Source organism: Roseofilum sp. SBFL (assembly GCF_017746885.1).
Taxonomy (GTDB): domain Bacteria; phylum Cyanobacteriota; class Cyanobacteriia; order Cyanobacteriales; family Desertifilaceae; genus Roseofilum.
Genome location: NZ_JAGHZH010000121.1, coordinates 1 through 24665, shown reverse-complemented (window position 1 = coordinate 24665; position 24665 = coordinate 1). Strand labels below are relative to the sequence as shown.

Here is a 24665-nt window from a genome sequence, read left to right as displayed (position 1 = left end):
CTAAAGCATCAGGGTTACCCACAAAACTAAGGGAAGAGTCACTAAAGACATCACCGTAGACACCACCACTGTGCGGGCAGCCCATGACGCATCCCCCCCAAATTGAGTCACCAACACCACCGTATTTACAGCAGTGGGCATCGCACTTTGCAAGATTAACACTTGCACATCTAGCACCTCTAGTCCTAAGCCTCGACCCACACTATACGCAATTGCTGGGGCCACTAGCAAACGAATGATTGCTGTAACGCCCTCATAGAGTCCTATTTTAAAAGTAGTAGTGCTTAATTGAATACCGAGAACAATTAAAGCAATGGGAATAGCAGCACTTCCTAAAAGGTCTAACCCATCATCAAGTCGTAAAGGAAGCTCAATAGAGAAAACGCGCAAAATCAACCCAGCGATCATAGCCCAAATGAGCGGTAATCTCACGATCAGACGCAAACTATCCCCTAATCCTCCTCCTTGCAACAACGCTGGTCCCGTAGAAAAAATGATTAAACTAGACACAATGAGGCAAACAATCGCCCGATCTAAACCCGCTTCTCCTAACGCAAATGTAGCAAATGGCAGGCCCATATTTCCAGTATTGGCAAACAGGGAAGTGGCGATAAAACTGGTTTCCATCCCAGATTTAAGCCGGAGAAGTTTACTCATGCCCAGGGAAACCCCATAAACCAATACACAAGTAATGAGATATCCGATAATTAGCCCCAGAGTACTATCTGTTGATAATCGGGCTTGATAGAGGCTACTAGAAATTAAAGCCGGAGTCAGAATATAGACCGCAAGTTGAGAAAGGGTTGAGCGTTCTAGCGTCAAAGTCCGACCGGCAATCATGCCAATGGAAATAATGAAAGTAACGGGGACTAAGGCAGATAAAATAACAGGCATTACTTACAGGGCTAGACAAAAAGTAAAAGGAGGAAATTATGGCTCAGAGTTTTATCAATGACAAGGGGATTACCCATCCAACCCAGGATAGCCTTAAATATTTCATCCGCCCTATTGTAGAGCATTTCTCGAAAACCAATGAGGTGTATGAGGGACTTTGGACTCCACCCCCGTTAACCTTCCCCACTAAAATTTATCCACAATTTTTTGGAAAATACGATCCGGAATCGAATGGTCTTGAAGATAGACTTTATCATATTTTTCTTCCAGTTTCTGCCAATCAATAGAATGATCTGATAAAACTTCGTTTTTAAACACCTCTAACGCTTTGCCAGACAAGCCTTTTTTTAAACACTGTTTCATCGCTAATCGACTTTCATCAATTTCCCCAATACACTCAAAGGGCGTATGTTCTTCTAATCCTATCATTTGCCTAAAAATGGGGAGTAAGTCTGGATCGTCGAATAAATTAACCCCAAAAACCCTATCTACAGCACCCGGATCAAACGTAGACATCAAGCCGAGCCAGACATAAGCACATTTAGGACATTTCTTGCACCAGGGTTTTTTGATATTACAAGAATGAATTTTAGGCAGAATCTCTGGATACTGACTCAGCTTCTTGAAAATCCGGAAATCATAGACCGGCTGTAAAATTCCGAAGTAAGTAAAATTCGATAACAGATGATTCTGAATAAACGTATTTAATGCTTGCTCTGCCTCAAAACCTTTCCCCCATTGATGATTAACTTCTTTTCCCAATTCCTCCCAGAATAAATTCCCGGTGTTAGCACTTCTTTCATGGGCCAAACTCAAGAATTTATAACCTTCATGAAGCATAAGAGGCAAGGATTCAAAAATGGAAACCGGAGTTTCGGGAGCAATAATGCCTGAATTTTTGGGGAAATATAAGGGAAACAAAGGGAAATCTAGGAAGTCATCGATAATTGAAATTTTATGAGTTTTAATAGGAGTCGTTTCTTTGACAACTTCAGTAATCAGATCGTGTTGTAGCTCGGCTTTGCCATAAACACTGTGGGAATATTGCATAGAGGAAAATGGAAGACCCGCGTCTTCCAGGATTTTCATCGCCACAACACTATCTTTTCCACCTCCACAACCCGTGAGAATTGTGGAATTATTGCCTAGTATTGTCCCTGAAGTTGATTCTCCTAATGGTTGTGAATAGATGATTTCCGGTTGCTGATAATCAGTGACCTGATTTTCATACCAATGTTGACCAAAAACGCCTTGATAGATTTTCACAAACAGTTCTAAGGCAGGTTGTGCTAAATATTGGGCGATCGGGGAAATGTCATAATATTTGGGAAATAATGAACACAATTTCATTCCTTCAAATAAGGCAATATAAGCCGCTATTCTGTTGGTAAGTTCTTCTGAATAGTGCTGTTTGAGTTTAGAAAATGAGACACTCTGGTAAAAAACTTTGGTGGAAAATTCAAATTCATCGGCACTATAGCGCACACTCAAATGGTGTTCATGAATGTTCAAATTCTCAATTTTAAGTGTTTCTATCTTCATGATCTACCATCCCCGTGCCCTTGGGTCTCCTCTAAATGGACTAATGATATCAACCGTAATCCATCCACCATAAACATCACCCTCTTGAGAGGTAACTTGCTCATTATTATTTGCATAGGGGTATTATTTTTGAAAATGAAAAATATCTACAGAGTGTGGTAAAACAACCTCACCACTATCAATCTTTTGCGAACTAGTCCCAAAGTAATCGAGAATTAATCTAAGCTGTAATGGCGAAAAACAGTCAATGTTAACACCTAGCATAAAATTAAGGAGATGTTTACCAACTTCAGAATGTGGTTCAAAACATTGAGTAATATTGACTAAAAACTGAAGTCTTTTTTCAACAAACGAAAGATTACGTTCATTGAAATATTTTTTCAGCTCTTCACTGTAACAAGGGAACTCTCCATATAGCCGATAATTAGCTTGGTAGTAAGGTTCATTCAGCAATTGTCTTTTAGCAGGAATGGCAATAATTGCCATTCCGCCTTCTGCTAGACATTCATAAACTTTGCAAATGACAGTTTCAATGTCTGAAAAGTAGAGCAGTGACTGAATTAATAGAACCAAGTCAAACTTTTGAGTCAAGACTAGATCTTCAAATTTACTTTGATGTATATCAAAAGAGAGCTTTGCAGGCTCAGATGTATAAATCACCTGGCATTCTTTTTGGATTAAGCTACAGGCTGTTTCGTTAGGGTCAACACCAACAAAATGAATTTTGTTTTCTGAAATAAGACTTTTCAAGAGAAGCTTTTCAAATAATCCCTGTCCACAACCTATGCTAAGGATTTCGTGAGTTGGTTGTTGAGATTTGTTTTGTTCAAAAATATTCAGGATCTCTTCCAGGATTATTAGTTCTTCGTTGTGGTGATTGCGATAAGCAATTTGTCCCTCAATATATTGTTGTTCATTAAGTTTTAGAAGCTTTAAGCTTTGATCTGAGAAGAGAGAAAAAACTGCTGACTTTTGCAGGCTCTTTAAAGTGCCTACTGGTTCAGAATCAAAATCCATTAAACTATTCATCATGAGAAAATTTATTATATGTTTACATCTTCTAAATTTTGAGCAATCCTAAAACCAGCATGTTGATAAAAAGTCTTGCGGAACCAGTTGCGGCAAGAAGGGGAGGCATAAGCACCTGTACTTGCCCAAGATCCGCCTAGCATAATTTTATGATCGCTATCAAAAAATGGGGCAGAATAATCTTCATATAAGGGATGCGGTTCAAATCCTGGTAAAGGATTAAATTCGTCACTGAGCCATTCCCAAACATTACCGCGAAGGTCATCAAGTCCAGAGGATGCTTCAGAGTTTTTTAAGCTTCCTACGGGAGAAGGAGAACCAAATTTTACATTTAGGTTAAAGTCACGATCGCGCTGAGAACCTCTTGCTGCAAGGTTCCATTCTGCTTCACTCATTAAGCGGGTTCCTTCACCTTTCCAGCGACAATAAGCCATCGCTTCATAATGATTGACTTCAACGGGCCAATCTAGGGGTAAGTCTATATTCTCAAAGAGGGTGCGATATTGATAACTGCTATTTTGAGCGATCCAGAATTTGGGATGCTTGATGTTATTCTCTTGCTTCCAATTCCAAGGTTCATTGTCCCAAAACTCTGGGGTTTCATAGCCATCATCTTGGATAAATTGCCAGAATTCTCGATTGGTAATCAGATGCTGACTGGCCAAAAAAGGTTGGACTTCTACGGTTCGAGTTCCATATTCGCTATCCCAACCGTAGGTATTGGACGTTTGAGGTTTTCCTAGATTAACAACTCCCCCAGAAACGGCAATCATTTTATTTTCAGGAAGGGTTTGATTGGAAGGTGCATATTGCCAGATTTTAGGACATTTCAAGTGGTCAACCGAGAATTGTCTGAGCAACATGGAAGAGGTTTCAAAATGAATCCGGTTATGCTCCATTCCCATGATTAAAGCCCAAAGGGGATGGTTTTGAGTAATGGGAAGATTTAGGGGAAAGGTTTTCAGGACTTCGGTAATGGTTTCTTTGGCTTTCTCGCGATAGTCCCAAACTTGTTCGACTTGCGGCCAATTGATGGTTTTGATCGCTTCTTCTAGCTCTTCTGGACTACTGGGATCGACTCCTATTTCAAAGAGGATTTCATAGTCTGGGTTAATGCGCTGGTCTAATAATTCTACCCGAATGAGTTTGTTGATGTAGAACACGGGAGAGTGTCCGAGGTAGAAAATAATGGGATTTCTGAGGGGATCGGGATTGAGGTAAAAGCTCTCCTCATGGACTAAGCTTTTCATGAGAATTTCTTCTAATTCCCAGGAATTTTCAAAATAGTCCAGGAGGGTTTTGCGATCGCACTTATCCAGTTCTGGAGTTGGTAGTGACAGGAGTGTCTTCATGATTTTTTATACTTTTCGAGAGAGAATTAATCCAAACCAGTCGTTGGGATCGCTCCAAGCAGCAACCGGTTTTAGACCTTTTCCTGCGAGTTCTACTTGAACTTCCTGTGGATTGAATTTACGTGATATTTCTGTTCTGATTGTTTCTCCAGATACAAACCCAACTTGGAGATCGAGAGCTTGTAAATCAACGGTATGAGGGTTTAAGCAGCGCAAATGCATCTCAATTTGGTTGAGTTCCTGATTATAAAAGGCCCAATGTTCAAAATTTTGTCGTTTAAAATTGCCCCCAAAACGCTGGTTGAGATGCTCTAGCATGTTGAGATTAAATTCAGCAGTAACGCCTTGAGCATCATTGTACGCGGCTTCGATAATCTCTTTGGGCTTTTGTAAGTCTACACCGAGGAGGAAATATTCGCCCATGTGTAGAGCGTCTAGAATATGGTCGAAGAAGCGATCGCACTCTTGAGCATTCAAATTGCCCAAGGTACTCCCCAAGAAGAATACCATCCGAGAGGGTGCAGGGGTTCGTTCTAGTTCTACTAAGGCTTGTTCGTAGGTTCCCACCAATCCTTGAATCTTTAGACTAGGATACTCTTTAAGCAACTGTTGGGCACTTTCAGTCAGAATGCTACCACTGACATCAATGGGAATATAGTGTAGGGAATTGGTCAAACCTTGATACGCATCTAACAAGCGACGGGTTTTAGTGGAACTTCCACTTCCTAACTCTACCAATTCACAAGCACCTGTCATCCGAGCAATTTCATCAGCATATTGTTTGAGGATAGAATCTTCTGTACGAGTTGGATAATATTCGGGGAGCTGGCAAATTTGCTCGAACAACTGAGAGCCATACTCATCATAGAAATACTTAGGGGGTAGAGTCTTCCGATCTTGACTTAATCCCTGGATGACATCTTGTCTGTCTGCTGTAGATGCTGACTGGTTAGGATTGCTTAAATGTTTAAGCTGTAAACGCTCTTGAGTTGCGGGCAAAATAGCCACGATAAATGCTCCCTTAGTTGATGATCCTGACTCTCTCTATCTAGGGTATCAGGTTTTAGCTCACTCCAGAAAGAAAAATCTAGCGATCGCGTCAGTGATGGGTCGCATTATCGCTAATTAACTCCCCGTTTCCTGCCACGACTTTACCGATCTCAAACGCTTGAATCCCTTGCGAATCAAAGGTATTGAGGGCAAACTCTGCTTGTTCGGGATCGATCAACACCACAAATCCAATTCCCATATTAAACGTATTAAACATTTCTTCTTGCACCACCGATCCAGCTTCAGCTAACCATTGGAAAATGGGCGGAATTTCCCAGGCACTCCAATTGATAGAAATGGATTGATTTTGACCTAAACAACGGGGTAAATTTTCGGGCAATCCCCCACCGGTAATATGGGCCATTCCATGGATATCTAAACCTTCAGCCAGGGCAGTTAAAATCGGTTTAACATAAATTTTTGTCGGGGTTAATAATAGCTCACCCAACGATTTATCTAATCCCTTGGGGATCGCATTCCAACTTAAGCCTTGAGTTTCCACAATGGAGCGAACCAAACTAAAGCCATTACTGTGAACCCCCTGACTCGCTAAGGCGATCGCCACATCCCCTAAACGCACTTTCGAGCCATCTAATAAATTTTTCTTTTCCACAATTCCCACACAAAAGCCCGCTAAATCGTACTCTCCCATCGAGTAAAATCCTGGCATTTCCGCGGTTTCGCCCCCTAGCAGGGCACATCCGGCATCCTTACATCCCTGGGCAACACCAAACACGACTTGTTCTAACTGTTCTGGATTTAACTGTCCGGTAGCGAGATAATCCAGAAAAAACAGAGGTTCAGCGCCAGAAGTCAGCACATCATTAACACACATGGCGACTAGATCGATGCCAATCGTATCGTGGCGATCGCACGCTTGGGCAATTTTGAGCTTAGTTCCTACCCCATCAGTTCCTGAAACTAACACCGGTTCTGAATATCCTCCCGGCAACTGAAAATAGCCCCCAAATCCACCAAGTCCCCCCAAAACTTCAGGGCGATAGGTACTTTTAACCCAACGACGAATCTGGCCCACAAACGCCCGACCCACCTCAATATTTACTCCTGACTCCTGATAATCCATGGTTTCTGCTCCCTATTTACCTGTAAGTTGAGGCATATATCAAATATTCTTATCTATCGTGGGATCGCAGGGTGTACCTTAGTCTGGGCAATCCATACAGCGTACTTTTACTTAGTTTTTTGGGGATCGCGGCCTTCCCCAACCCCAAAAAATTGTGATAGCCTATCGCTGTTCAACCTAAAAACCAAATTCATAACGATTTCGATTTTTAGACTAAGAAACTTAAAACCCTCCACAACTGAAGGTTATTCTACCCTCTGTTGGAGCGGGAAAAGTAGGGCTAAGTCAATCTGATAACAACCGTAAATTCAGATGGCATATCAGAGTTCAGACTCTGCCTCTTTTGTCCTAATCACCCAAGACTTTATGAACCAACATCTTTGGAAAAGCTTAACCGTTTCTGCTCTCCTCTTGACCCTAGGCTCGGGGACTTCTAGTCATGCAGAACCCAACGATCGGCTTGCTAATCGTATGGCTCCTGAGTCGGAGGAGATCGCCCAACAAAAACAAGAAGAACAAAATCTGACCGCTTCGGAACTCCCAGAGGTGGAGACTTCCAATACCCCTGAAACCGGTGAAAGTCAGAGCATTGCTCAGAACCCAGACCCGGAGATGATCAGCGCTACACAGACTCAGCCAACTTCTGTTACCAAGATTTATCCCCATACCCTCAATGGACAGGCAGCCGCTACCTTATATGTTCAAAATATTCCTGTCCTCACCTTTCTGGGCGAACCCATTACTCAAGAAATAACCCAGGAAACTGCGGCCCCCTTATCAACCACCCCAGTTTCCATGGTCAATTTATCGGATACTGAACCGGTTCAAGACGCAGAGCAAGTCGCCGAAAAACTATCCGAATGGGTGAGAACGGTAGAAGATGCCCAGGAGATCGCTCTTAAATGGGATGAAGACTTAGAAACTTATCTCATTCAAGCCCAAGAGCAAACCCTAGTGACCATGGGCCAAGATGTAATTTTACCCGATACAACCAATGACTCTACCCAAGATGCGGTTCAAGCCACTAACCGGCTACGCCGCCTTCTCGGGAATGCCCCTCCCATTGAAGAAGTCTATGGTAAACCAGTCATGGCTCCTGCTAAAGAACCCCACAATACCCTGTCTTCCGAGAGGCAATTAGTTGCGGTTCAAGCCATTAGTGGTTGGGCTTCTTGGTATGGGCCCGGCTTCCATGGTAATTTAACCGCTAATGGGGAAATTTATAACCAATATGGGTTAACGGCTGCCCATCGGAATTTACCCTTTGGTACAATAGTACGTGTCACCAACATAGATAATGGTCGTTCCTTAGTTGTACGTATTAATGACCGTGGCCCCTATGTTCGGAACCGCATTATTGACCTGTCTAAAGGAGCAGCCCAAGAACTGGGATTAATCAGTACGGGGGTTGCTCCAGTACGGGTGGAAATCCTGGAAAGATAGTAGACTTCTTGCAGGAATGAGGCAATAGGCATGAAATGCAATAATCATTAAGAATATAGGATTATTGCATTTCTATTCATTGTCTGTTCACTTATGCAAGAGGCCGAGTTGGGATAAATTCTCCTTCTGGTAAACCTAACCTGGTACACCATTCATAACGAGTCGACTGTGCATCTGTACAAAACGATTGCTGCTCTTCAAACCTATTTACGGCAGCAGTCTCCCTCTGCGATTTTTGCTCTTGTCCCCACCATGGGATCGCTTCATGGGGGGCATTTGCGTTTAATTGAGTTAGCGCGACAAGAAAGCGATCGCGTAATAGTCAGCATTTTTGTTAATCCACTTCAATTTGGGCCGAATGAAGATTTAGCGACCTATCCTCGCAATTTAGAGCACGACTACGAACTGTGTCGCCAAGCTGGGGCAGATGTGGTTTTTGCACCTACTCCAGAGGCAATGGGGATTGTCGGCGATTCGATCGCCCAAACTCTGGTTATTCCTCCAAAATCGATGACTTCGGTCCTCTGTGGCCAAACTCGTGTGGGCCATTTTCAGGGAGTGGCAACTATCGTCACGAAGTTATTTAATGTAGTGCGTCCCCATCGAGCCTATTTTGGCCAAAAAGATGCTCAACAACTGGCGATTATTCGCCAGTTAGTGCGAGATCTAAATTTGGGAGTTGAGATTATTGGTTGTCCGACAGTGCGGGAAGCTTCGGGATTAGCTATGAGTTCTCGCAATCAGTATTTAAGCGATCGCGATCGCGAAGAAGCCTTAGTTTTATATCAAGGACTTAAGAGCGCAGAAACGGCGTTTAAAAACGGCGATCGCACCCGCGAAGGGTTAATCGGTGCATTTGAGGCGATCGCCAAAACCATGCCGAATGTACAGATCGAATATGCAGATTTAGTCGATCCTCAGACCCTAGAACCTTTACAGACGATCCTTTTTGAGGGATTATTAAGTGTTGCAGCTAAAGTGGGTTCTACTCGTTTGATTGATAATATTATCTTGTGCGACCGCTGCCCCATCATTGCTATCGATGGCCCAGCAGGAGCCGGAAAATCAACTATTGCTCGCCAAGTGGCCGAACAACTCGGCCTGTTATATCTAGATACGGGAGCCATGTACCGAGCCGTGACTTGGTTAGTGCAACAAGCCGGAATTGCCTTAACTGACGAACCCGCTATTGTCGAATTAGTCAGTGAATGTGAGATTCACTTTGACTGTGCCCCAGATTGGTCAGACAATAGAGATCAACGGCCATTCGTCCCAACATCATCGCAAGATTTTTATCCTGGAACCGCAGGAGGTAGTAGCCGAGTTGCTTATCTCGAAAAAGGCACCCGTGGCCCGCGCCAAGTCTTTATTAATAATCAAAATGTTACCGAAGTGATTCGGTCTTTAGAAGTAACCGCTCAAGTTTCGGCGATCGCCAGTTTAGGAGCTGTGCGCCAGAAGCTGGTTGAGCAACAACAGTTATGGGGAAAACGAGGAGGACTCGTGGCCGAAGGACGGGATATCGGAACCCACGTCTTTCCTGAAGCTGACCTGAAAATTTTCCTCACAGCCTCAGTTGAAGAACGGGCGAAAAGACGACAGCGGGATTACTTAGCTCAATCCTCCCACTCATCCCAGACCCTTCCTAGCACTGAACAATTGGAGCAAGACATTCGTGAGCGAGATTATACCGACAGTCACCGAGAAATTGCTCCCTTACAGAAAAGTCCCCAGGCGATCGAGATTCTCACAGATAACCTGAGTATCGACGAAGTAACCCATAAAATTATTGCTCTCTATGAGTCTACCGTGTTGAGCCTTAATTAAGGCCTAATTCAGCAATTCTTCCCAAATTCAGCTACCCAGATCACACGGTGTAGAGTACCAAGATCCCGTACCCACTCCAAGGATCGATGCATAGTGGGAGAGTAGAGGCAGGTTTACCCATATTTTCGTTCGTTATGCGTAAACTTCTTCATTTGGCGTTTGCCTTGTTGAAGTCCCAAAAGCCTTTTGACCCCAATTACACGATCTCCGCTCCGATCTCCGTCCCGATCTCCTCCCCTTGACATCCAAGACAGTATCTACCATGGATCAATCATGATTGTATCAATCTTAATCGAATTCACTATAATTCCTCGGAGAATGACAGAAGAGAGTGTCCTAGATCCCTAGTCTAGCCTATGGAAACAAGCAACAGACAAGAATTAACCTCTTCTAAAAGCAGCTCAACCCAAGGTGTGTTACGTTCATCTAAGCAAATCACTTTGGTTAGGGGGGGAGAAAGGAACTTGTGGAGCAGATTTTTACAACTATCTTTGAACTCCTATGGCAACAACTCCAGAATTCAACCCAAGCGGGACAACGTAACTGTCGGGAAGTCGCCCATCGGTTAGCGACTGAAGTGACTCGAATTTGCGTGGAGAGTCAACGGATTCAAATGTCAGGGGAAGTGGAAGAGTGGGCTAAAAAGCTGGCTCAACTTCGCCTTAAACAATGTTTACACTATTACCAGCAAGGATCGGTTAAGGGCCGTCAAGATCTCCATAGTACCTTAGCCGCGATCGTTTATGGTTATATAAATCCATCTTATCGGTCAGCCAGTTATGCAGCTCGCACCACCTTAATTGAGGATTTTTTACAAGCCTTTTACCTCGAAGCTTTCAATGCCTTTCGCCGTGAAACCGAACTTCCCCTCAACTATCACCCAAAAACTCGGTTAGACATTGCTGAATTCATGGCCTTTGCAGAGCGCTATGCTAAACGCCGAATTCGTCTGAAAGGGAATCGCTCGCAACAACTGATTATTTTACGAGCGCAAACCTTTTCTCAACAACAACCTCCAGAAGAGCTAGTCGATATTGAAACGGCTTCAGAAGGAGGTAGTTCGGACTCCGATTCCGAGTGGTCAAGTCCTGCACTTTCTCAAGTCCGTAAGGCTATCAGTAACCAGGTACAGATCCCAGAAGCCGATGAAATTACTGAAAAAGTTGTGCAAATGCTTTTAGAGTATCTAGAAGAACGCAGTCAGCAAAAATGTGCCGATTATTTCGTCTTCCGTTTACTGGATTTAGCCACTTCACAAATTGAATGGATTTTAGAGATTACGCCTAGGGAACGGGATTATCTACAACAACGGTTTAAATATCACTTAGAACGGTTTTCCCTAGGCCCCCATTGGCAATTAGTACATGAATGGTTAGAAGCAAGTTTAGAACAAAATTTAGGGCTAATGCCTCAAGAGTGGGAAACTTTTACCAACAAGCTTACTGAAGAGCAGAGAAAACACCTTAATCTGAAACAAGATCGGGTTGATGATGAAGCGATCGCCGATCAACTCGACTGTACACTCACTCAAATTCAAAAACGATGGATCAAAATCCTAGCGAAAGCTTGGGCGATCCGCAATGCCTAATTATCCGGAGAATTCAAAATTTGCCATGAATAAAGACCCAGAAGCCAAAATTGAAGCCCTTTTTACTTGGCTCCTCAATCCTCCATTGGATGACTCTTCCCCAGTTTCAGAAGAACTAGCATCAAGTTCCCATTCCGATCCCAATCCATCCCGATGGATAGATCAACCCGATGAATCATCTTGGGATTGGGAGGCACTCGATCCCTTAGAGTCTGAAGATATCGATGGCATCTATCCCCCCCATTTAACCCCAGAGGGCCCACCTTTAGAGATAGGAGAGATCCCCGCCGTGCAAGACCGTTTCCAGGCTTTATTAAAGCGACGAATTCAAGCTGAAATGCAATCGAATCTTCCCTTATTTCCTTGGGAAACAACGATGATGGACTATGAGGATGACCCCTGTGATGTGGTATCCTCTCCCCCTGTTCTTTCTCAACCTTGGATGCTACAGCTCAAACAGTTAAATTTTCCCGTTCCTGTACAACTCCCTGAGTCTTTGCTGACTCAATTACTCGATCAATGTCAGCAAGTTGCCCAGTCTACTCTGGAAGAGGGGGCAAAATTGGTGCAAGCAGTAGAGAATTTATTTCCCAATGAGTTTCTGACTTTAAACCGGATAGCCCGTCCGTTATTATTGGGTGAATTGCGCTCTCCCCAAAAATCTCGTCCGACTTTAGTGTATGAGGAAGTCCAACAATCGCAAAAAATGCTGCTTTCTCTATTAGCCGCCCAAAAAATTCTCCAAACCCTAACCCTAACTCCCGTTGTCAATCAAACCTCCATAGAACGGAACTGGGAAACGGAACTTGGATCCTTGAAAGTTGCAGCTCATTATACCCGGACTGAACAGAAATCTCAACTTCGGGTAGAAGCGTTTCTGCCTTGTGCTGGAACAGTGCAGTTTCAAGGTGAAGGTAGACAGGCAATCTCCAAACGCTGCGATCCTGGATATCTAAGTGTAGAGTTATTTGATATTATTGGCGATCGCCCCTACAGTTTGGTCATTGAGCTAGAAAATAATCCTGAAGCGCCCCTGATGTTTGCTATTCAACCGACCCATACGGAATCTTAACCCTGAATTCAGATACCAAAGACAAAAAATCTTGTTACACTAGCTCTTAGCTTTAAATTAGCAAGCGTAACCAGATACAACCTATGGCAAACTCATCAGGGACGCGCCAGAGATCAAATTTTCCCTTCTTATCGAATTTGTGGAAGCATGTAGAGCGCCTTCCAAAACCCGTGGCTGAAGAATCCATGTTCTTAAGACTATTGGTTCAGGCCTTAGTGAGTGTGGGAATTATGGCCACTGATGTGGCAGCAGGAAGCCAAATGAGTCTGTGGGCTGTTCCTGTGGGTACGATCGGGGCCCTGTGGAGTTGGTATCGACGCAAGGATCGCAATGTAGTCACGAAATTTGCGATCGCCATTGGCATGTTAATTGCCCTCTTTGTATTTTTCGGAAACCTGTTTACCCAACTCAACGATACCCGACTGGTTCTGGCTGAACTGCTAGTTCATCTCCAAGTCTTACATAGTTTCGACTTACCACGCCGCAAAGACTTGGGCTATTCGATGATGATCGGGCTGATTTTAATTGGTGTCGCTGCAACTCTGAGCCAAACCTTAGCCTTTTCCCCCCTCTTATTCCTGTTCCTGGTCATTGCCCTGCCTACTCTGGTTTTAGATTATCGCTCGCGGCTTGGATTATCGCCTCTCACCTGGAATTGGCGTTCGACGACTCGTAAGCGTACCCCCTTAGCACCAGAACTAGCACCCAAACAATTGGGATTTATGCTCTTAGTGATTCTAGGATTAGGCATGGCTCTGTTTGCTGCCTTTCCTAGGGTTCCCGGCTATCAATTACGCAATTTCCCGGTCAGCGCACCTCCCCTAATGCAAGAAGAAGAACAAAGCTTTCAGGGATTGCCAGGAACCATTATCAATCCAGAAACCGCCGAGGATGGAGAGGGTGAAGGGGGCGGAGGAGAAGCCCCTAGTGAGGGAGCTGGTCAAATGGATGACACCTTTTATTATGGGTTTAATAGTCAAATCAACCAGAATTTGAGAGGGCAACTGACCCCCAAGGTGATGTTGCGGGTTCGCTCTCAAGCAGAAGGATTTTGGCGAGTTTTAGGGTTCGATCGCTATACCGGTCAAGGATGGGAAATTGAGCAAGAGGGTACAGCCTTGGTTGAACGCCCATCTTGGTCGTATAAATTTTACATGCCTCGCATTTCTTCATTAGCCAGAAGTCGGGAAGTGGTGCAAACCTATACGGTGGTTGAACGTTTACCCAACCTGATACCGGCGTTATATCAAGTTGAGGATCTATACTTTCCTACGCGAGAAGTGGGGATAGATAAACATGGAGCATTGCGATCGCCCCTTAACCTACGAGAAGGATTAACGTACACTGTAATTTCTGAGGTTCCCTATCGCGATCGCTCGGTTTTGCGGGAAGCCTCGACAGACTATCCGCAAGATATTCGTGACCTGTATCTGCAAATTCCTCCAGAAATTGCAGAGCGGGTACGTCAGAAAACAGAAGAAGCGTTAGCGACTTCAGAAAATCCCTTAACCGATCCCTATGAAAAAGCTCTGTATCTGGCTCAATATTTGAAACAACGCTATAGTCTTGAGCCAGAATTACCCTTTTTTGATGGCAATGAAGACCTGGTAGAAGCCTTTCTCTTCAAATATAACGGTGGATATCCGGATCACTTTTCTACTACGTTAACCATAATGTTGAGAGCAATTGGCATTCCGGCACGTCTAGCCGTCGGCTTTGGTCCAGGAGAATTTAACCCCTTTACCGGATTGTATGTGGTTCGTAATATTGATGCCTTTGCCCTCACAGAAGTCTATTTTCCAGAGTATGGTTGGTTTAGCTTTGACCCGATTCCCGGTCATCCCCTAATTCCGCCCTCAATTTCTGATTATCAAAGCTTTAGCGTCCTGCGTCAGTTTTGGAATTGGGTTGCGGGTTGGTTACCGTCTCCGGTGAAAAATGCTCTTACGGCGATCGGGGCATTTATTATGACTGTTTTAGTTCGGTCACTGATTCGTCTGTGGCAATTGATTTCCAGTGGCTGGACGGGGTTCTTTATCGGTTCAATCTTGGCGATCGCGATCTCCTTTTTGCTCTGGGTCTTATTTAAGCAATGGCAACAGTGGAGACGGCAAAGATGGCTCTCTAAACTCCATCCCATGGAGCGAATTTATCAACAATACTTAGACATTCTTAAAGAAGCAGGTTATCCCAAACATCCAGCGCAAACCCCTCAAGAATATGCTGAAAGCTTGCAAGGTAAGTATGGCTTAGAAACAACGAACGTAATTGAGAGGATTCCCCAAGCCTATGTGCAGTGGCGCTATGGGGGTATAGAATCTGAATCGGTTGCCCATTTACAGCAGAGTTTACAACAATTAAAACAACGTTCCCGCCAAAAGAAATTTCTAACCCAGGATGCAATTAGAAACTAGCCTTACCCGTTAGAATACAAGAGGATACTCCTCGCTTGTTTAAGTTTTGCGGCTCAACGGGAACGATTTATGATGGTAGTTGAGTAATGATATTGTTATTTGACCAGAATCTATCGCCTCGTTTAGTTGATGTTCTGGCAGGTATTTATCCTAATTCTATGCATGTTAATAAACTTGGATTAGCCTCTGTACCCGATCGCAAAAGTTGGGAGTATGCTTGTCGAAACAATTATCTAATTGTGACTAAAGATACGGATTGTAGGGAGTTAAGCATCTTATTAGGGTTCCCTCCCAAGGTTATCTGGATACGGCCCGGGAACTGTTCAACAGGAGATTTAGAACAGCTACTGCGAGATAATTATAATGCAGTAGTCTCTCTAAGTCAGGATATCAATCAAGGAATATTGACCTTGTTTTAGGATGCGATCGCCCGAGGAAATCGGGCATTACCCAATTATAAAGCTATAGTGCCTCTTTACCAGACAGAAGCTAAAATGGTTGGCGTTAAAAGAACGCTCTAGCATAATCCCTGCCATGAACAATTATCCTATTCATACTGCGTTTAAGATTCTTCCTCTGATTGCCAGTGCTATGTTGTTAGGCTCTTGTGGCAAAGAACAAGTACAGGCAACGCCTCGTCCTGCGGTTCCAGTAGTCTTTGGAGAGGTGGAATCGGGGCGGGTCAGCGATGGTACAGAATATAATGTGTCCTTGGTATCAAGAGAAATTGCCAATGTGCGCCCTAGGGTGAGTGGGAATATTTTAGAGCGATATGTGGATTTAGGAGATCGCGTCACCGCTGGACAACGGATGTTTATCATCGATCCGATTGAACAACAGGCAGCCGTAAATTCCCAACTGGCCCAAGTAGGATCTGCCACAGCCGCTGTAGAAACCGCCAAAAGTAGCTTACAATCGGCGATCGCCGAACGCGCCCGTATTGCCACCGAAAAAGACCTCAACTCCGCCCGTGCCGACTGGGAAAACGCCAAATCCACCCTACTTTCCCAAGAAGCCGAACTAGATCGCCGCCAAGCCCAACTCGATTACCAAACCTTAGAAAATGAGCGCTATCAATCCCTAGCTGACAATGGAGCGGTTTCCCAAGAAACTGCCGATCAAACCGAACGCTCTTATCTACAAGCGCAAGCAGATGTCGAAAACCAAAATAAAGTGATTGAAGCGGCTCAAGCAACCGTCGTCAGTACTCGCCGAGCCTACGATCGCCTGATTGCCTCCGTAGATGCCCAACTCGCTGCCCAAGATCAAGTCATTGCTGGGGCGAAGGCTGAAATTGCTCGTGCCCAACAAGAACTGCAACGCACCAGGCAACAAGCAGCCGAACAAGAAGCCCGCTTAGGATTTTATGAAATTAACGCCCCATTTTCAGGAACCGTAGGCAATGTTCCAGTCAACGTTGGGGATTTTGTCGATAGCCAAACCCTTCTTGCTACTGTCAGTCAATCCCAACCTTTAGAAGTCCTGATCCAGATTCCCATTGACCGCTTATCCCAAGTCCGCATTGGTACCCGAATTGAGTTGCAGACTCAACAAAATGAACCCATTGGAGTTATACCCGTGTCCTTCATTTCACCACAAACCGATGCCGAGACCCAAACCATTACCATTAAAGGTATCTATGCCAATGCCGAAAATCAATTGCGTACCGATCAATTAGTGAAGGCAAAAGTAGTTTGGGAAGACAAATCCAGTGTGACCATTCCCACCACAGCAGTTACGCGTATTGGTGACCAAGCTTTTGTGTTTGTTGTGAATGAATCGGAAGGGAAAACAGTGGCAACCCAAACCCCAGTCACTCTAGGTAGTATTACGGAGCAAAGCTTTGTCGTTCAGGACGGCTTGCAGGGAGGCGAAACCATCGTCACGGAAGGAGTGGTTAAACTCCGCGATGGTGCGCCTGTAGTGGATGCGAGTACCCTACCGAGTTCTTCAGAGAATGGGGAATAGGTACAGCGCTTTGCGCTGTCGTGGGGGAGTGGAGGAGTGCTTAGGTTATGGTATCGTCAGAACTCGATAGGAAGGTGAAAACGATGGTACAAGAATTGCTTTCTCAAGCGCAAATTGAAGCTCGACTCTATCCAGAAAGTGATGGCAAACCGATGGCGGATAATACGGTTCAATTTCGTTTAATGACAACGATTGTCGGCGGATTTTCGGTTCTGTTTAAAGAGCGACAAGATGTGTTTGTGGCTGGAGATTTGTTGTGGTATCCCAAAAAGAAGGAAACGTTAACGGCAGCCGAAAAAAAATTACCGTCCAGCCAAGCGCCAGATATTATGGTGGTTTTGGGAGTGGAGAAAAAAGATAGAGGCTCTTATAAACAATGGGAAGAAGGAAATATCGTGCCTCAAGTGGCGATAGAGATTGTCTCACCGAGCAATGACAAAGGAGGGATGGAGAATAAGTTTCGGTTTTACGATTACTATGGAGTGGAAGAATATTATGTCTACGATCCGGAACTCAATCAACTGCAAGGATGGTTGAGAAGTGGAGGGAAATTAATCGAAATTCCTCAAATGGAGGGTTGGAGAAGTCCTTTATTGGGAGTGAGTTTTAGTACCAGTGAGAAACAGTTGCAGGTGTTCGCGCCGACTGGGGAAATGTTCGAGACTTATGAGGATGTCGTGCGAGAGCGCGATCGCGCCACAGAGCGGGCTGAGAGTGCCGAATCGGATTTACAGCAGCTACGGGAGAAACTGCGACAGTTAAATATCGATCCGGATTCTTTGTAGGCTTTTATCTTAAAAATGCTAGATTACAATAGTCCCCAATTAATAATCCCATAGCCGATGATGGAAACTATTACTATTCCAGTAGATGCTGAACTGGCCAAACATTACCGAGAATCGGAACCGGAACAACAACAGAAAATTGTCATGTTTATTAATCTAATGCTCAAAAAAGCGATGAATCAAAAGCCCCTTCTAGAAATCATGGAAGACGCAAGTAAGCAAGCCATTGCCAATGGCATGACTCCAGAAATTCTCGACTCAATTCTTAAGGATGACAACTAACAGAATTGTGATTGACACTAATGTAGTCGTCAGTGCTTTAATCTTGACTGAATCTACGGCAATGAAAGCTTTTCAAGCCAGTAAATTCCAAGGAATTATCCTAATTTCTAGCGATATTATATTGGAGATAAGTGAAGTTTTAAGTCGTCCCAAATTTGATCGATACATCTCGACAAAAATTCGTGAAGACTTTTTAGCCAGCTTGTATAGAGAAGCAGAAGTTATTGAAATTACTGAAACTATTGATAGTTGTCGAGATCCCAAGGATAACAAATTCCTGGAAGTAGCGATATCGGGCAATGCGAGTTATATTACAGCGCTTCGCGCTAGGGAATAGGGAATAGGGAATAGGGAATAGGTTGTGGTACTTGCGTTTTGAGAATTAGACTGTACTCCATAACAGGAGAAACTGCTGTATCACTGGAGATAAGGATTTGTTAGAACTTCATCCCTTTAGAGGTATTCCTATTTTAACTCCTCAAGATTTTTTGCAAGTGGTCTCAATATAACTACTCCTTGAAACTCTTTGACTTTCTGCACTGCTGGCGCTGTTTACATTGATTGTAGAGGATGGAGGAGCAACCTACACTAAAGAACTAACAGATTCTCGTACAAACCCGGTTTCTAGACTCCGTTCTTTGTCGTTTCACGAGCGGCGATCGCTAATTTGTTCTATCAGGCGATCGCTCGTCAGAATTTGGATATCAGTAACGGGGAAATCTTGAATATTTCGAGTGATAATCGTATCCAATTGATTGACAATAGCAGCACCATATTGAATCCCATCTTCAAAATCATTAAAATTTGCTTTTAGAGCGATGTCAATGGTTTGGCGATCGCATCTGGCTACTTCACACAAATGAACCAAACGAGTCACGAAAGCGATCGCCCATTCTTTTCCCTTCTTTTTACGGATGATGTAGTATAAATCGCTAAGAGTAGAGGCAGAAACATACCCAGTCACTTGCTGATTTTGAATGGCTGTAAAAATCTCTTCACTATCATAGAAAAAGGGTTGTCGTTCAAGAGCATAATCTAAAATAATATTAGTATCGAGTAATACTTTCATAAATCATATTTTTCCTGTAGATATTCCCATTTCGCCCGATCGCTATCTAAATCTAAGTTGATGGGTACAGAGGTCTCGTCATCAAACAAATCCTTAAAAATTTGAACCTTGGTTCTAGAGGACTTTTCTTGCACTGGAGAGCTTTGCTCTTCTCCAGCTAAAACATGAGCTAATAACTCAGATGCCACTGTGTTAATATCTTCACCTCGCTGAGTGGCTTTAGCACGAAGTAATGTTTCCAATTCTGAATTCAGAGTAATCACAATATCCATGACTCATAGCTGGAGCGATCGATTGTATAACTTCACGATTATAGCGCGATCGCCAGTGTCAGGAAAAAGAACTAGAGCGAGACAGAGCTAACAGTGCTGAGTTGGAGCGCGATCGCCAACAGCAAAGAGCCGACGGTGCTGATTTAGAGCGCGATCGCGCCGAATCCGATTTACAACAGCTACGGGAGAAACTGCGACAGTTAAATATCGATCCGGATTCTTTGTAGGCTCCGTAGGAAGAAACCGGGTTTGTGCCCAATTTTCTGGCTCTTCTCCCAGATTCTCGTAGAAACCCGGTTTCTAGCGCCCTAGTTAGCCGTAGTGCCGTGACACGACTAAAATGAGGCAATAGGATTTTGCTTAAATTCACAAATTTCAAGAACCCTAGCGATTTTCTAATGCACTATTTTAGCTGTATCACGGCACTACGACTGACCTGTAGAGTTGGCTGCATCTATTATCTAAACAACCACTCCTCCATACACTTATCTTCTCCCACGTCCCATCCACGAAAATCTGCGAGTTTTACGACTTCTGGATAAGGTATTCCAGCATGAACTAACATACTGGTTGTAAAAGTAGCACAGTTTTGTTTATAGAAAACGTAACTCACTTTATGAGCTGCTGAATTCTTCACATAACACTCTGCCTGGTCAACAAGTCTTTTTATAAACCCCTTATAATCACATCCGTCTGGACATCTAACTGGTTTGCATTGAAAATCACGTTCGCCTTTAGTACAAGCATCAGTGTCCAAGCCATAGTTGTAAACGAGCTTTAAGCGTCCATCACTCTCTATACCAGAGATGGTAAGATAGTTAGCCTTGGTGTCACAACCCAGTGATTTCAGGTAATCATTACTACTTACAATCAGCAAAAAGTGATGATTAAAGACTCTATTCCCTGTTACGTCTAAATCTCGTGAACACAAAAAAACCCCTTCTCTAGTAGGCATTGCATCAGCCATTTTCGTACTCCTCACTTAAATGGTATGTAGTGTTGTAGTATTTGTTTGTAGATATTTGTATTATAGCTGGTTAAATCAAAGTCCGCAATCTGTTGGCAAAATGCGGACACCACCACAGGAGTAGCAACGATTTCAGGTGATTCTAGGGCTGTGGAAAATAGTAAGCCAAAGGAGGTTTTGCGGACAATCAGAAGTCCTGCCCATGACGATCGCCCCCAATCCCATCAGCGTTTCAGTAGACGACAGAGGGGGAGTGGGGGAATGGGGGAATAGGGGAATGTAACGTGCCGATCTTGTGAAAATCCAACCTTAAGATAAACTGGAGAAACTTCAATGCCAGTTGAAGGTTGAGCTTCCTTCATGCCCCTTGATTGTCTTGACCGATGACCTATGCTCCTAAGTATTGCTGACAATTTCATCAAGCGACCGGTCTTAACCACGGTTTGCTCCATCCTGATTGTATTGGTTGGGGCCATCTGTCTCCCTCTGCTTCCTATTTCCCAACTGCCTCAGTTAGCCAACACTGAAGTAGAAGTGACCTCAGCCTATATTGGGGCAGACGTACAAACGGCAGAAACGACAACCACGACCATTATTGAGCGGGAAATTAATGGCGTGGAGAACATGAAATATATGTACTCCAACACCAATAACTCCGGTTTGACCTCCATTCGGGTAGCGTTTCCCCAAGATGTAGACCGGGATATTGCCCAAGTCAATGTGCAAAACCGCGTTTCTGCTGCCGAAGCCCAACTTCCGGCAGAGGTGAGGCAAACGGGGGTGAACACGGAGAAAGCATCGCCAAGTATTCTGTTGGTACTCGGTTTTTCCTCGGATAAAGATGAGAGCGGGAAGTATCTCTATGATGAGATATTCATGAGTAACTATCTCGATTTGTCGGTGCTTGACCAACTCAAACGGCTTCCAGGAGTGGGGCAAGCGACTATACTCGGCGATCGCAAATATGCCATGCGAATTTGGCTAGACCCAAATAAAATGGCAGCACGGGGATTGACGGCTTCTGATGTAGCGAACGCTCTGCAACAGCAAAATATTCAAGTGGGTGCGGGGAAAATCGGACAAGCTCCAGCTCCAGAAGATCAACAGTTTGAGATTCCCCTGCGAGCAGTGGGGCGATTTGTCGATGTCAGTGATTTTGAAGAATTGGTACTCAGTGTTGGGCCAGGAGGAAGCCTGGTTAAGCTCAAAGATGTTGGTCGAGTGGAACTGGGAGCGCAAGACTACACGGTAGATGTCCTTTTAAATACTAATCCAGGGGTGGGAATTGCCATCTATCAGTTACCTGGGTCGAATGCTCTGGAAACCGGGAATGCAGTGAAAGCAGAAATGGCTCAGTTGGCGGAAAATTTTCCTCCCGGTCTAAATATGATAGTTGCCTATGATACGACGACCTTTATTAATCAATCTCTGCGAGAAGTCGTTACCACCCTCTTCCAAGCCATTGGGTTAGTGATTCTGATTCTGTTTGTCTTTCTCCAGGACTGGCGCTCGACTCTGGTTCCGGCGATCGCCATTCCAGTGGCTCTGATTGGAGCATCTGCGGGGTTGATGGTGGCAGGTTTTGAAATTAATACCATGACCTTGTTTGCCTTTACCCTGGCTTCCGGTCTGGTGGTCGATGATGCGATCGTGATTGTGGAGGCAGTTTCCACCAAAATTGAGGAAGGAATGCGCCCTCGGCAAGCGGCATTGGATGCCATGGAAGAGCTAACGAGTGCAACGATTGCTACTTCTGCGGTGTTGATGGCGGTGTTTATTCCCGTCTCCTTCTTCCCTGGAACCACCGGGATTATCTTTAAGCAATTTGCCTTAACCATTGCCTTTGCGATCGCCTGTTCAACCTTTAACGCTCTTACGTTCTCTCCTACCATGTCGGCGTTGCTCTTGCGTCCCCGACAAGACAATCACGGCCCCTTAGCATGGCTATTTGAGAAATTTAACCAAGGGTTTGGCTGGGTAGAGCGTCGATATGGGGGATTGATTCAATTTCTGACCCGGATTAACCTCTTAGTGATGGCGGTGTTTATCGCGGGTTTGGTCGCCACAGTATTCATGTACAATTCAGTGCCCAGTGGATTTGTACCCCAAGAAGACCAAGGCTATTTTATCGTGATTTATCAAGCACCTGATGGGGTATCGCTGAACTACACCGCAGAAGTTAGCCGAAAAGTAGAAGAAAAAATTCGTACCCTGCCAGAAGTGGAATATACCTTTGGGGCCGCCGGGTTTAGTTTCGACGGACAAAACCCCAGTCAAGGAGTCTTTTTTGTCATGATGAAACCCTGGGATGAGCGTCCTAGTCCAGAACAGTCTGTGTATGGGGTACTCGGCCGTGTTAATCAATCTCTAGCAACGATTCCGGAGGTCTTTGCCATTGCCGTGAATGCCCCCCCTGTCCAAGGGATGGGGAGTACTGGAGGGTTTGAGTTCCAATTGCAAGACCGAACTGGAAATGCTTCCATTCAAGATTTACTCGATAATGCCTATCGTCTGATTGGGGCAGTAAACTCTGAGCAATATCCAGCAGTGGCCGGAGCATATACCCTGTTTACCGCCAATAAAGCCCAGAAACAAATCGAAGTATTGCGCGATCGCGCCAATGCCTTGAATGTAGATGTCACTGAAATCTTCCGTACCCTGCAAATTTATCTGGGATCGAGCTATGTGAATGACTTTGTCCTCGGTCAACGGCAATATCGCGTTTATGCCCAAGCGGATGCCCCCTATCGCTCCGATCCAGAAGATATCAATCAGTTTTATGTACGCTCTAGGGACGGTCAAATGGTGCCCTTGGGCAGTTTGATTAAGCTGACGGAGTTTACCGGGCCGGAGGTGATCCAACATTTCAATATCTTCCGGTCGATTAAAATTCAAGGGGGGCCAGCTCCAGGCTACAGCTCTGGACAGGCGATCGCCGCCATGGAAAAAGCAGCAGCAGAAGTCCTAGACCCTGGTTTTGGCTACTCCTGGCAAGGAACTGCCCTAGAAGAAAAAGCCTCTGGAGGCAGCGCACCAATTATCTTTGGTCTCGGCTTTATGATGGTATTCCTGGTCTTAGCAGCTCAGTATGAGAGCTACATTGACCCCACCATTATCATGTTGTCCGTACCTCTGTCTGTCCTCGGTGCGCTCTCTGCTGTCTGGTTCCGCGCCAATATCGTTCAAGCGGGGGGAATTTGGCCGGTGGTCACCAATGATGTGTACTGCCAAGTTGCCCTCGTGATGCTCATCGGGTTAGCTTCCAAAAACTCAATTCTGATTGTTGAGTTTGCCAACCAACTCCATGAAAAGGGTCTAGATTTTACCAGAGCAGCCACGCAAGCAGCCGAACAGCGATTCCGACCCATTCAAATGACTGCCTTTTCCACCCTAGTTGGGTTCTGGCCCCTGGTCACAGCATCCGGAGCAGGATCGAGCAGTCGTTGGTCTTTGGGAACTGCCATCTTTGGGGGAATGCTGTTGGGAACTATCCTCAGTTTGGTGATTACACCGAACCTCTATATTGCGGTGAAAAACTTGGAAGCATTCCTCCTGAAAGGAGAAAGACCCCAAAAACCGACAAGATCTAGTGGTGGTTCAGGTGGTTTATCAGCTCTGGGGAATTTATCGGGTCTATTGAAGAAACCCTTGGCTAAGAATGGCCACAGCAATGGCACTGATGAGGATCAGCCAGATATGCCAACTGAATCAGAGACTAAACCGGAAGAGTCGGAAACTGGTAAATGGTCGTAATCTTAATTAACGATCAGTCTGGTTCAGGGCCAGCCATGGCAGTAAGGTGCGTTGAATAGCGCACCTATCCCATTTACTAGGGCGTGTCATCAATCAAATTTTTTGACAAAAGTAGATTGATAGGGTAAAGGGTTAGGAAAGACCTCTAACCAAGAGAGAATTAAGTTAAAGCACATCAAAGGAAGAAGAAGTAGACGGAGATTGTTTAAGCGACTCTTCCCGTTTTTATTCGAGTCCCAATGGGGATGTTGATGACTCGCTTCAATCAAAATTT

General features: G+C 44.6%; 21 protein-coding genes and 1 pseudogene. 12 read left to right on the top strand and 10 right to left on the bottom strand.

Annotation, left to right across the window (positions count from 1 at the left end; genetic code table 11):
- From J7545_RS13100 to purM, 6 genes are all read right to left on the bottom strand, one after another.
- Window positions 1-894 carry an AEC family transporter gene (locus J7545_RS13100; protein WP_318700914.1) on the bottom strand — a complete coding sequence of 298 codons (894 nt, stop codon included), beginning with the start codon at window positions 892-894 and terminating at the stop codon, window positions 1-3.
- A gap of 186 nt (window positions 895-1080) precedes the next feature.
- Window positions 1081-2436 carry a hypothetical protein gene (locus J7545_RS13095; RefSeq protein WP_318700913.1) on the bottom strand — a complete coding sequence of 452 codons (1356 nt, stop codon included), beginning with the start codon at window positions 2434-2436 and terminating at the stop codon, window positions 1081-1083.
- 123 nt (window positions 2437-2559) lie between these two features.
- On the bottom strand, window positions 2560-3468 hold the full coding sequence (locus J7545_RS13090; RefSeq protein WP_318700911.1) for a class I SAM-dependent methyltransferase: 909 nt from the start codon (window positions 3466-3468) through the stop codon (window positions 2560-2562).
- Between the two features lie 11 nt (window positions 3469-3479).
- Window positions 3480-4817, bottom strand: a complete 1338-nt coding sequence (gene ovoA, locus J7545_RS13085; RefSeq protein WP_318700910.1) for a 5-histidylcysteine sulfoxide synthase — start codon at window positions 4815-4817, stop codon at window positions 3480-3482.
- Between the two features lie 6 nt (window positions 4818-4823).
- The gene (gene egtD, locus J7545_RS13080; RefSeq protein ID WP_318700909.1) at window positions 4824-5825 is read right to left on the bottom strand and encodes an L-histidine N(alpha)-methyltransferase; all 1002 of its coding nucleotides are present in this window, start codon (window positions 5823-5825) and stop codon (window positions 4824-4826) included.
- Window positions 5826-5916: 91 nt separating this feature from the next.
- Window positions 5917-6951 carry a phosphoribosylformylglycinamidine cyclo-ligase gene (gene purM / locus J7545_RS13075; RefSeq protein WP_318700908.1) on the bottom strand — a complete coding sequence of 345 codons (1035 nt, stop codon included), beginning with the start codon at window positions 6949-6951 and terminating at the stop codon, window positions 5917-5919.
- Window positions 6952-7263: 312 nt separating this feature from the next.
- Here purM and J7545_RS13070 point away from each other — a divergent pair, with 312 nt between their 5' ends.
- The 10 genes from J7545_RS13070 (at window position 7264) to J7545_RS13025 (ending at window position 18667) form a co-directional block, all read left to right on the top strand.
- A complete protein-coding gene (locus J7545_RS13070; RefSeq protein ID WP_318700907.1) occupies window positions 7264-8394 on the top strand; it encodes a septal ring lytic transglycosylase RlpA family protein in 1131 nt (376 codons plus the stop codon).
- A 168-nt stretch (window positions 8395-8562) separates the two neighbouring features.
- On the top strand, window positions 8563-10221 hold the full coding sequence (gene panC / locus J7545_RS13065; protein WP_318700906.1) for a pantoate--beta-alanine ligase: 1659 nt from the start codon (window positions 8563-8565) through the stop codon (window positions 10219-10221).
- A 466-nt stretch (window positions 10222-10687) separates the two neighbouring features.
- On the top strand, window positions 10688-11809 hold the full coding sequence (locus J7545_RS13060; RefSeq protein WP_318699592.1) for a hypothetical protein: 1122 nt from the start codon (window positions 10688-10690) through the stop codon (window positions 11807-11809).
- Window positions 11810-11834: 25 nt separating this feature from the next.
- A complete protein-coding gene (locus J7545_RS13055) occupies window positions 11835-12881 on the top strand; it encodes a hypothetical protein (protein WP_318719647.1) in 1047 nt (348 codons plus the stop codon).
- An 83-nt stretch (window positions 12882-12964) separates the two neighbouring features.
- Window positions 12965-15295, top strand: a complete 2331-nt coding sequence (locus J7545_RS13050) for a DUF3488 and DUF4129 domain-containing transglutaminase family protein (RefSeq protein WP_318699594.1) — start codon at window positions 12965-12967, stop codon at window positions 15293-15295.
- Window positions 15296-15381: 86 nt separating this feature from the next.
- Window positions 15382-15714: a DUF5615 family PIN-like protein gene (locus J7545_RS13045; protein WP_318699595.1), complete on the top strand. Its 333-nt coding sequence runs from the start codon at window positions 15382-15384 to the stop codon at window positions 15712-15714.
- A gap of 115 nt (window positions 15715-15829) precedes the next feature.
- A complete protein-coding gene (locus tag J7545_RS13040; RefSeq protein ID WP_318699596.1) occupies window positions 15830-17263 on the top strand; it encodes an efflux RND transporter periplasmic adaptor subunit in 1434 nt (477 codons plus the stop codon).
- Window positions 17264-17310: 47 nt separating this feature from the next.
- Window positions 17311-18048 (top strand): Uma2 family endonuclease, encoded by a 738-nt coding sequence (locus tag J7545_RS13035; RefSeq protein WP_318699597.1) that lies wholly within the window; start codon window positions 17311-17313, stop codon window positions 18046-18048.
- A gap of 57 nt (window positions 18049-18105) precedes the next feature.
- Window positions 18106-18330 carry a hypothetical protein gene (locus J7545_RS13030; protein WP_318699598.1) on the top strand — a complete coding sequence of 75 codons (225 nt, stop codon included), beginning with the start codon at window positions 18106-18108 and terminating at the stop codon, window positions 18328-18330.
- Window positions 18320-18667: a putative toxin-antitoxin system toxin component, PIN family gene (locus J7545_RS13025; RefSeq protein WP_318699599.1), complete on the top strand. Its 348-nt coding sequence runs from the start codon at window positions 18320-18322 to the stop codon at window positions 18665-18667. Before J7545_RS13030 ends, J7545_RS13025 begins: the two co-directional genes overlap by 11 nt.
- 309 nt (window positions 18668-18976) lie before the next feature.
- Here the strand turns inward: J7545_RS13025 and J7545_RS13020 are convergent, their stop codons facing one another.
- Together J7545_RS13020 and J7545_RS13015 are read right to left on the bottom strand one after the other, a co-directional pair.
- Complete coding sequence (locus J7545_RS13020) at window positions 18977-19399, bottom strand: PIN domain-containing protein (RefSeq protein ID WP_318699600.1); 423 nt, start codon at window positions 19397-19399, stop codon at window positions 18977-18979.
- Window positions 19396-19671 carry a hypothetical protein gene (locus J7545_RS13015; RefSeq protein ID WP_318699601.1) on the bottom strand — a complete coding sequence of 92 codons (276 nt, stop codon included), beginning with the start codon at window positions 19669-19671 and terminating at the stop codon, window positions 19396-19398. Before J7545_RS13015 ends, J7545_RS13020 begins: the two co-directional genes overlap by 4 nt.
- Window positions 19672-19772: 101 nt before the next feature.
- Here J7545_RS13015 and J7545_RS13010 point away from each other — a divergent pair, with 101 nt between their 5' ends.
- Window positions 19773-19898, top strand: a complete 126-nt coding sequence (locus tag J7545_RS13010; RefSeq protein WP_318699602.1) for a hypothetical protein — start codon at window positions 19773-19775, stop codon at window positions 19896-19898.
- 230 nt (window positions 19899-20128) lie between these two features.
- Here the strand turns inward: J7545_RS13010 and J7545_RS13005 are convergent, their stop codons facing one another.
- Window positions 20129-20638, bottom strand: coding sequence for a hypothetical protein (locus J7545_RS13005; protein WP_318699603.1), 510 nt, complete (start codon window positions 20636-20638; stop codon window positions 20129-20131).
- Between the two features lie 390 nt (window positions 20639-21028).
- Between J7545_RS13005 and J7545_RS13000 the strand changes: the two genes are divergently transcribed.
- Entirely contained in the window at window positions 21029-24391 is a 3363-nt protein-coding gene (locus tag J7545_RS13000) for an efflux RND transporter permease subunit (RefSeq protein ID WP_318699604.1), read from the top strand.
- Between the two features lie 89 nt (window positions 24392-24480).
- Here the strand turns inward: J7545_RS13000 and J7545_RS12995 are convergent.
- Window positions 24481-24665: pseudogene (locus J7545_RS12995) on the bottom strand (hypothetical protein); the annotation flags it as partial.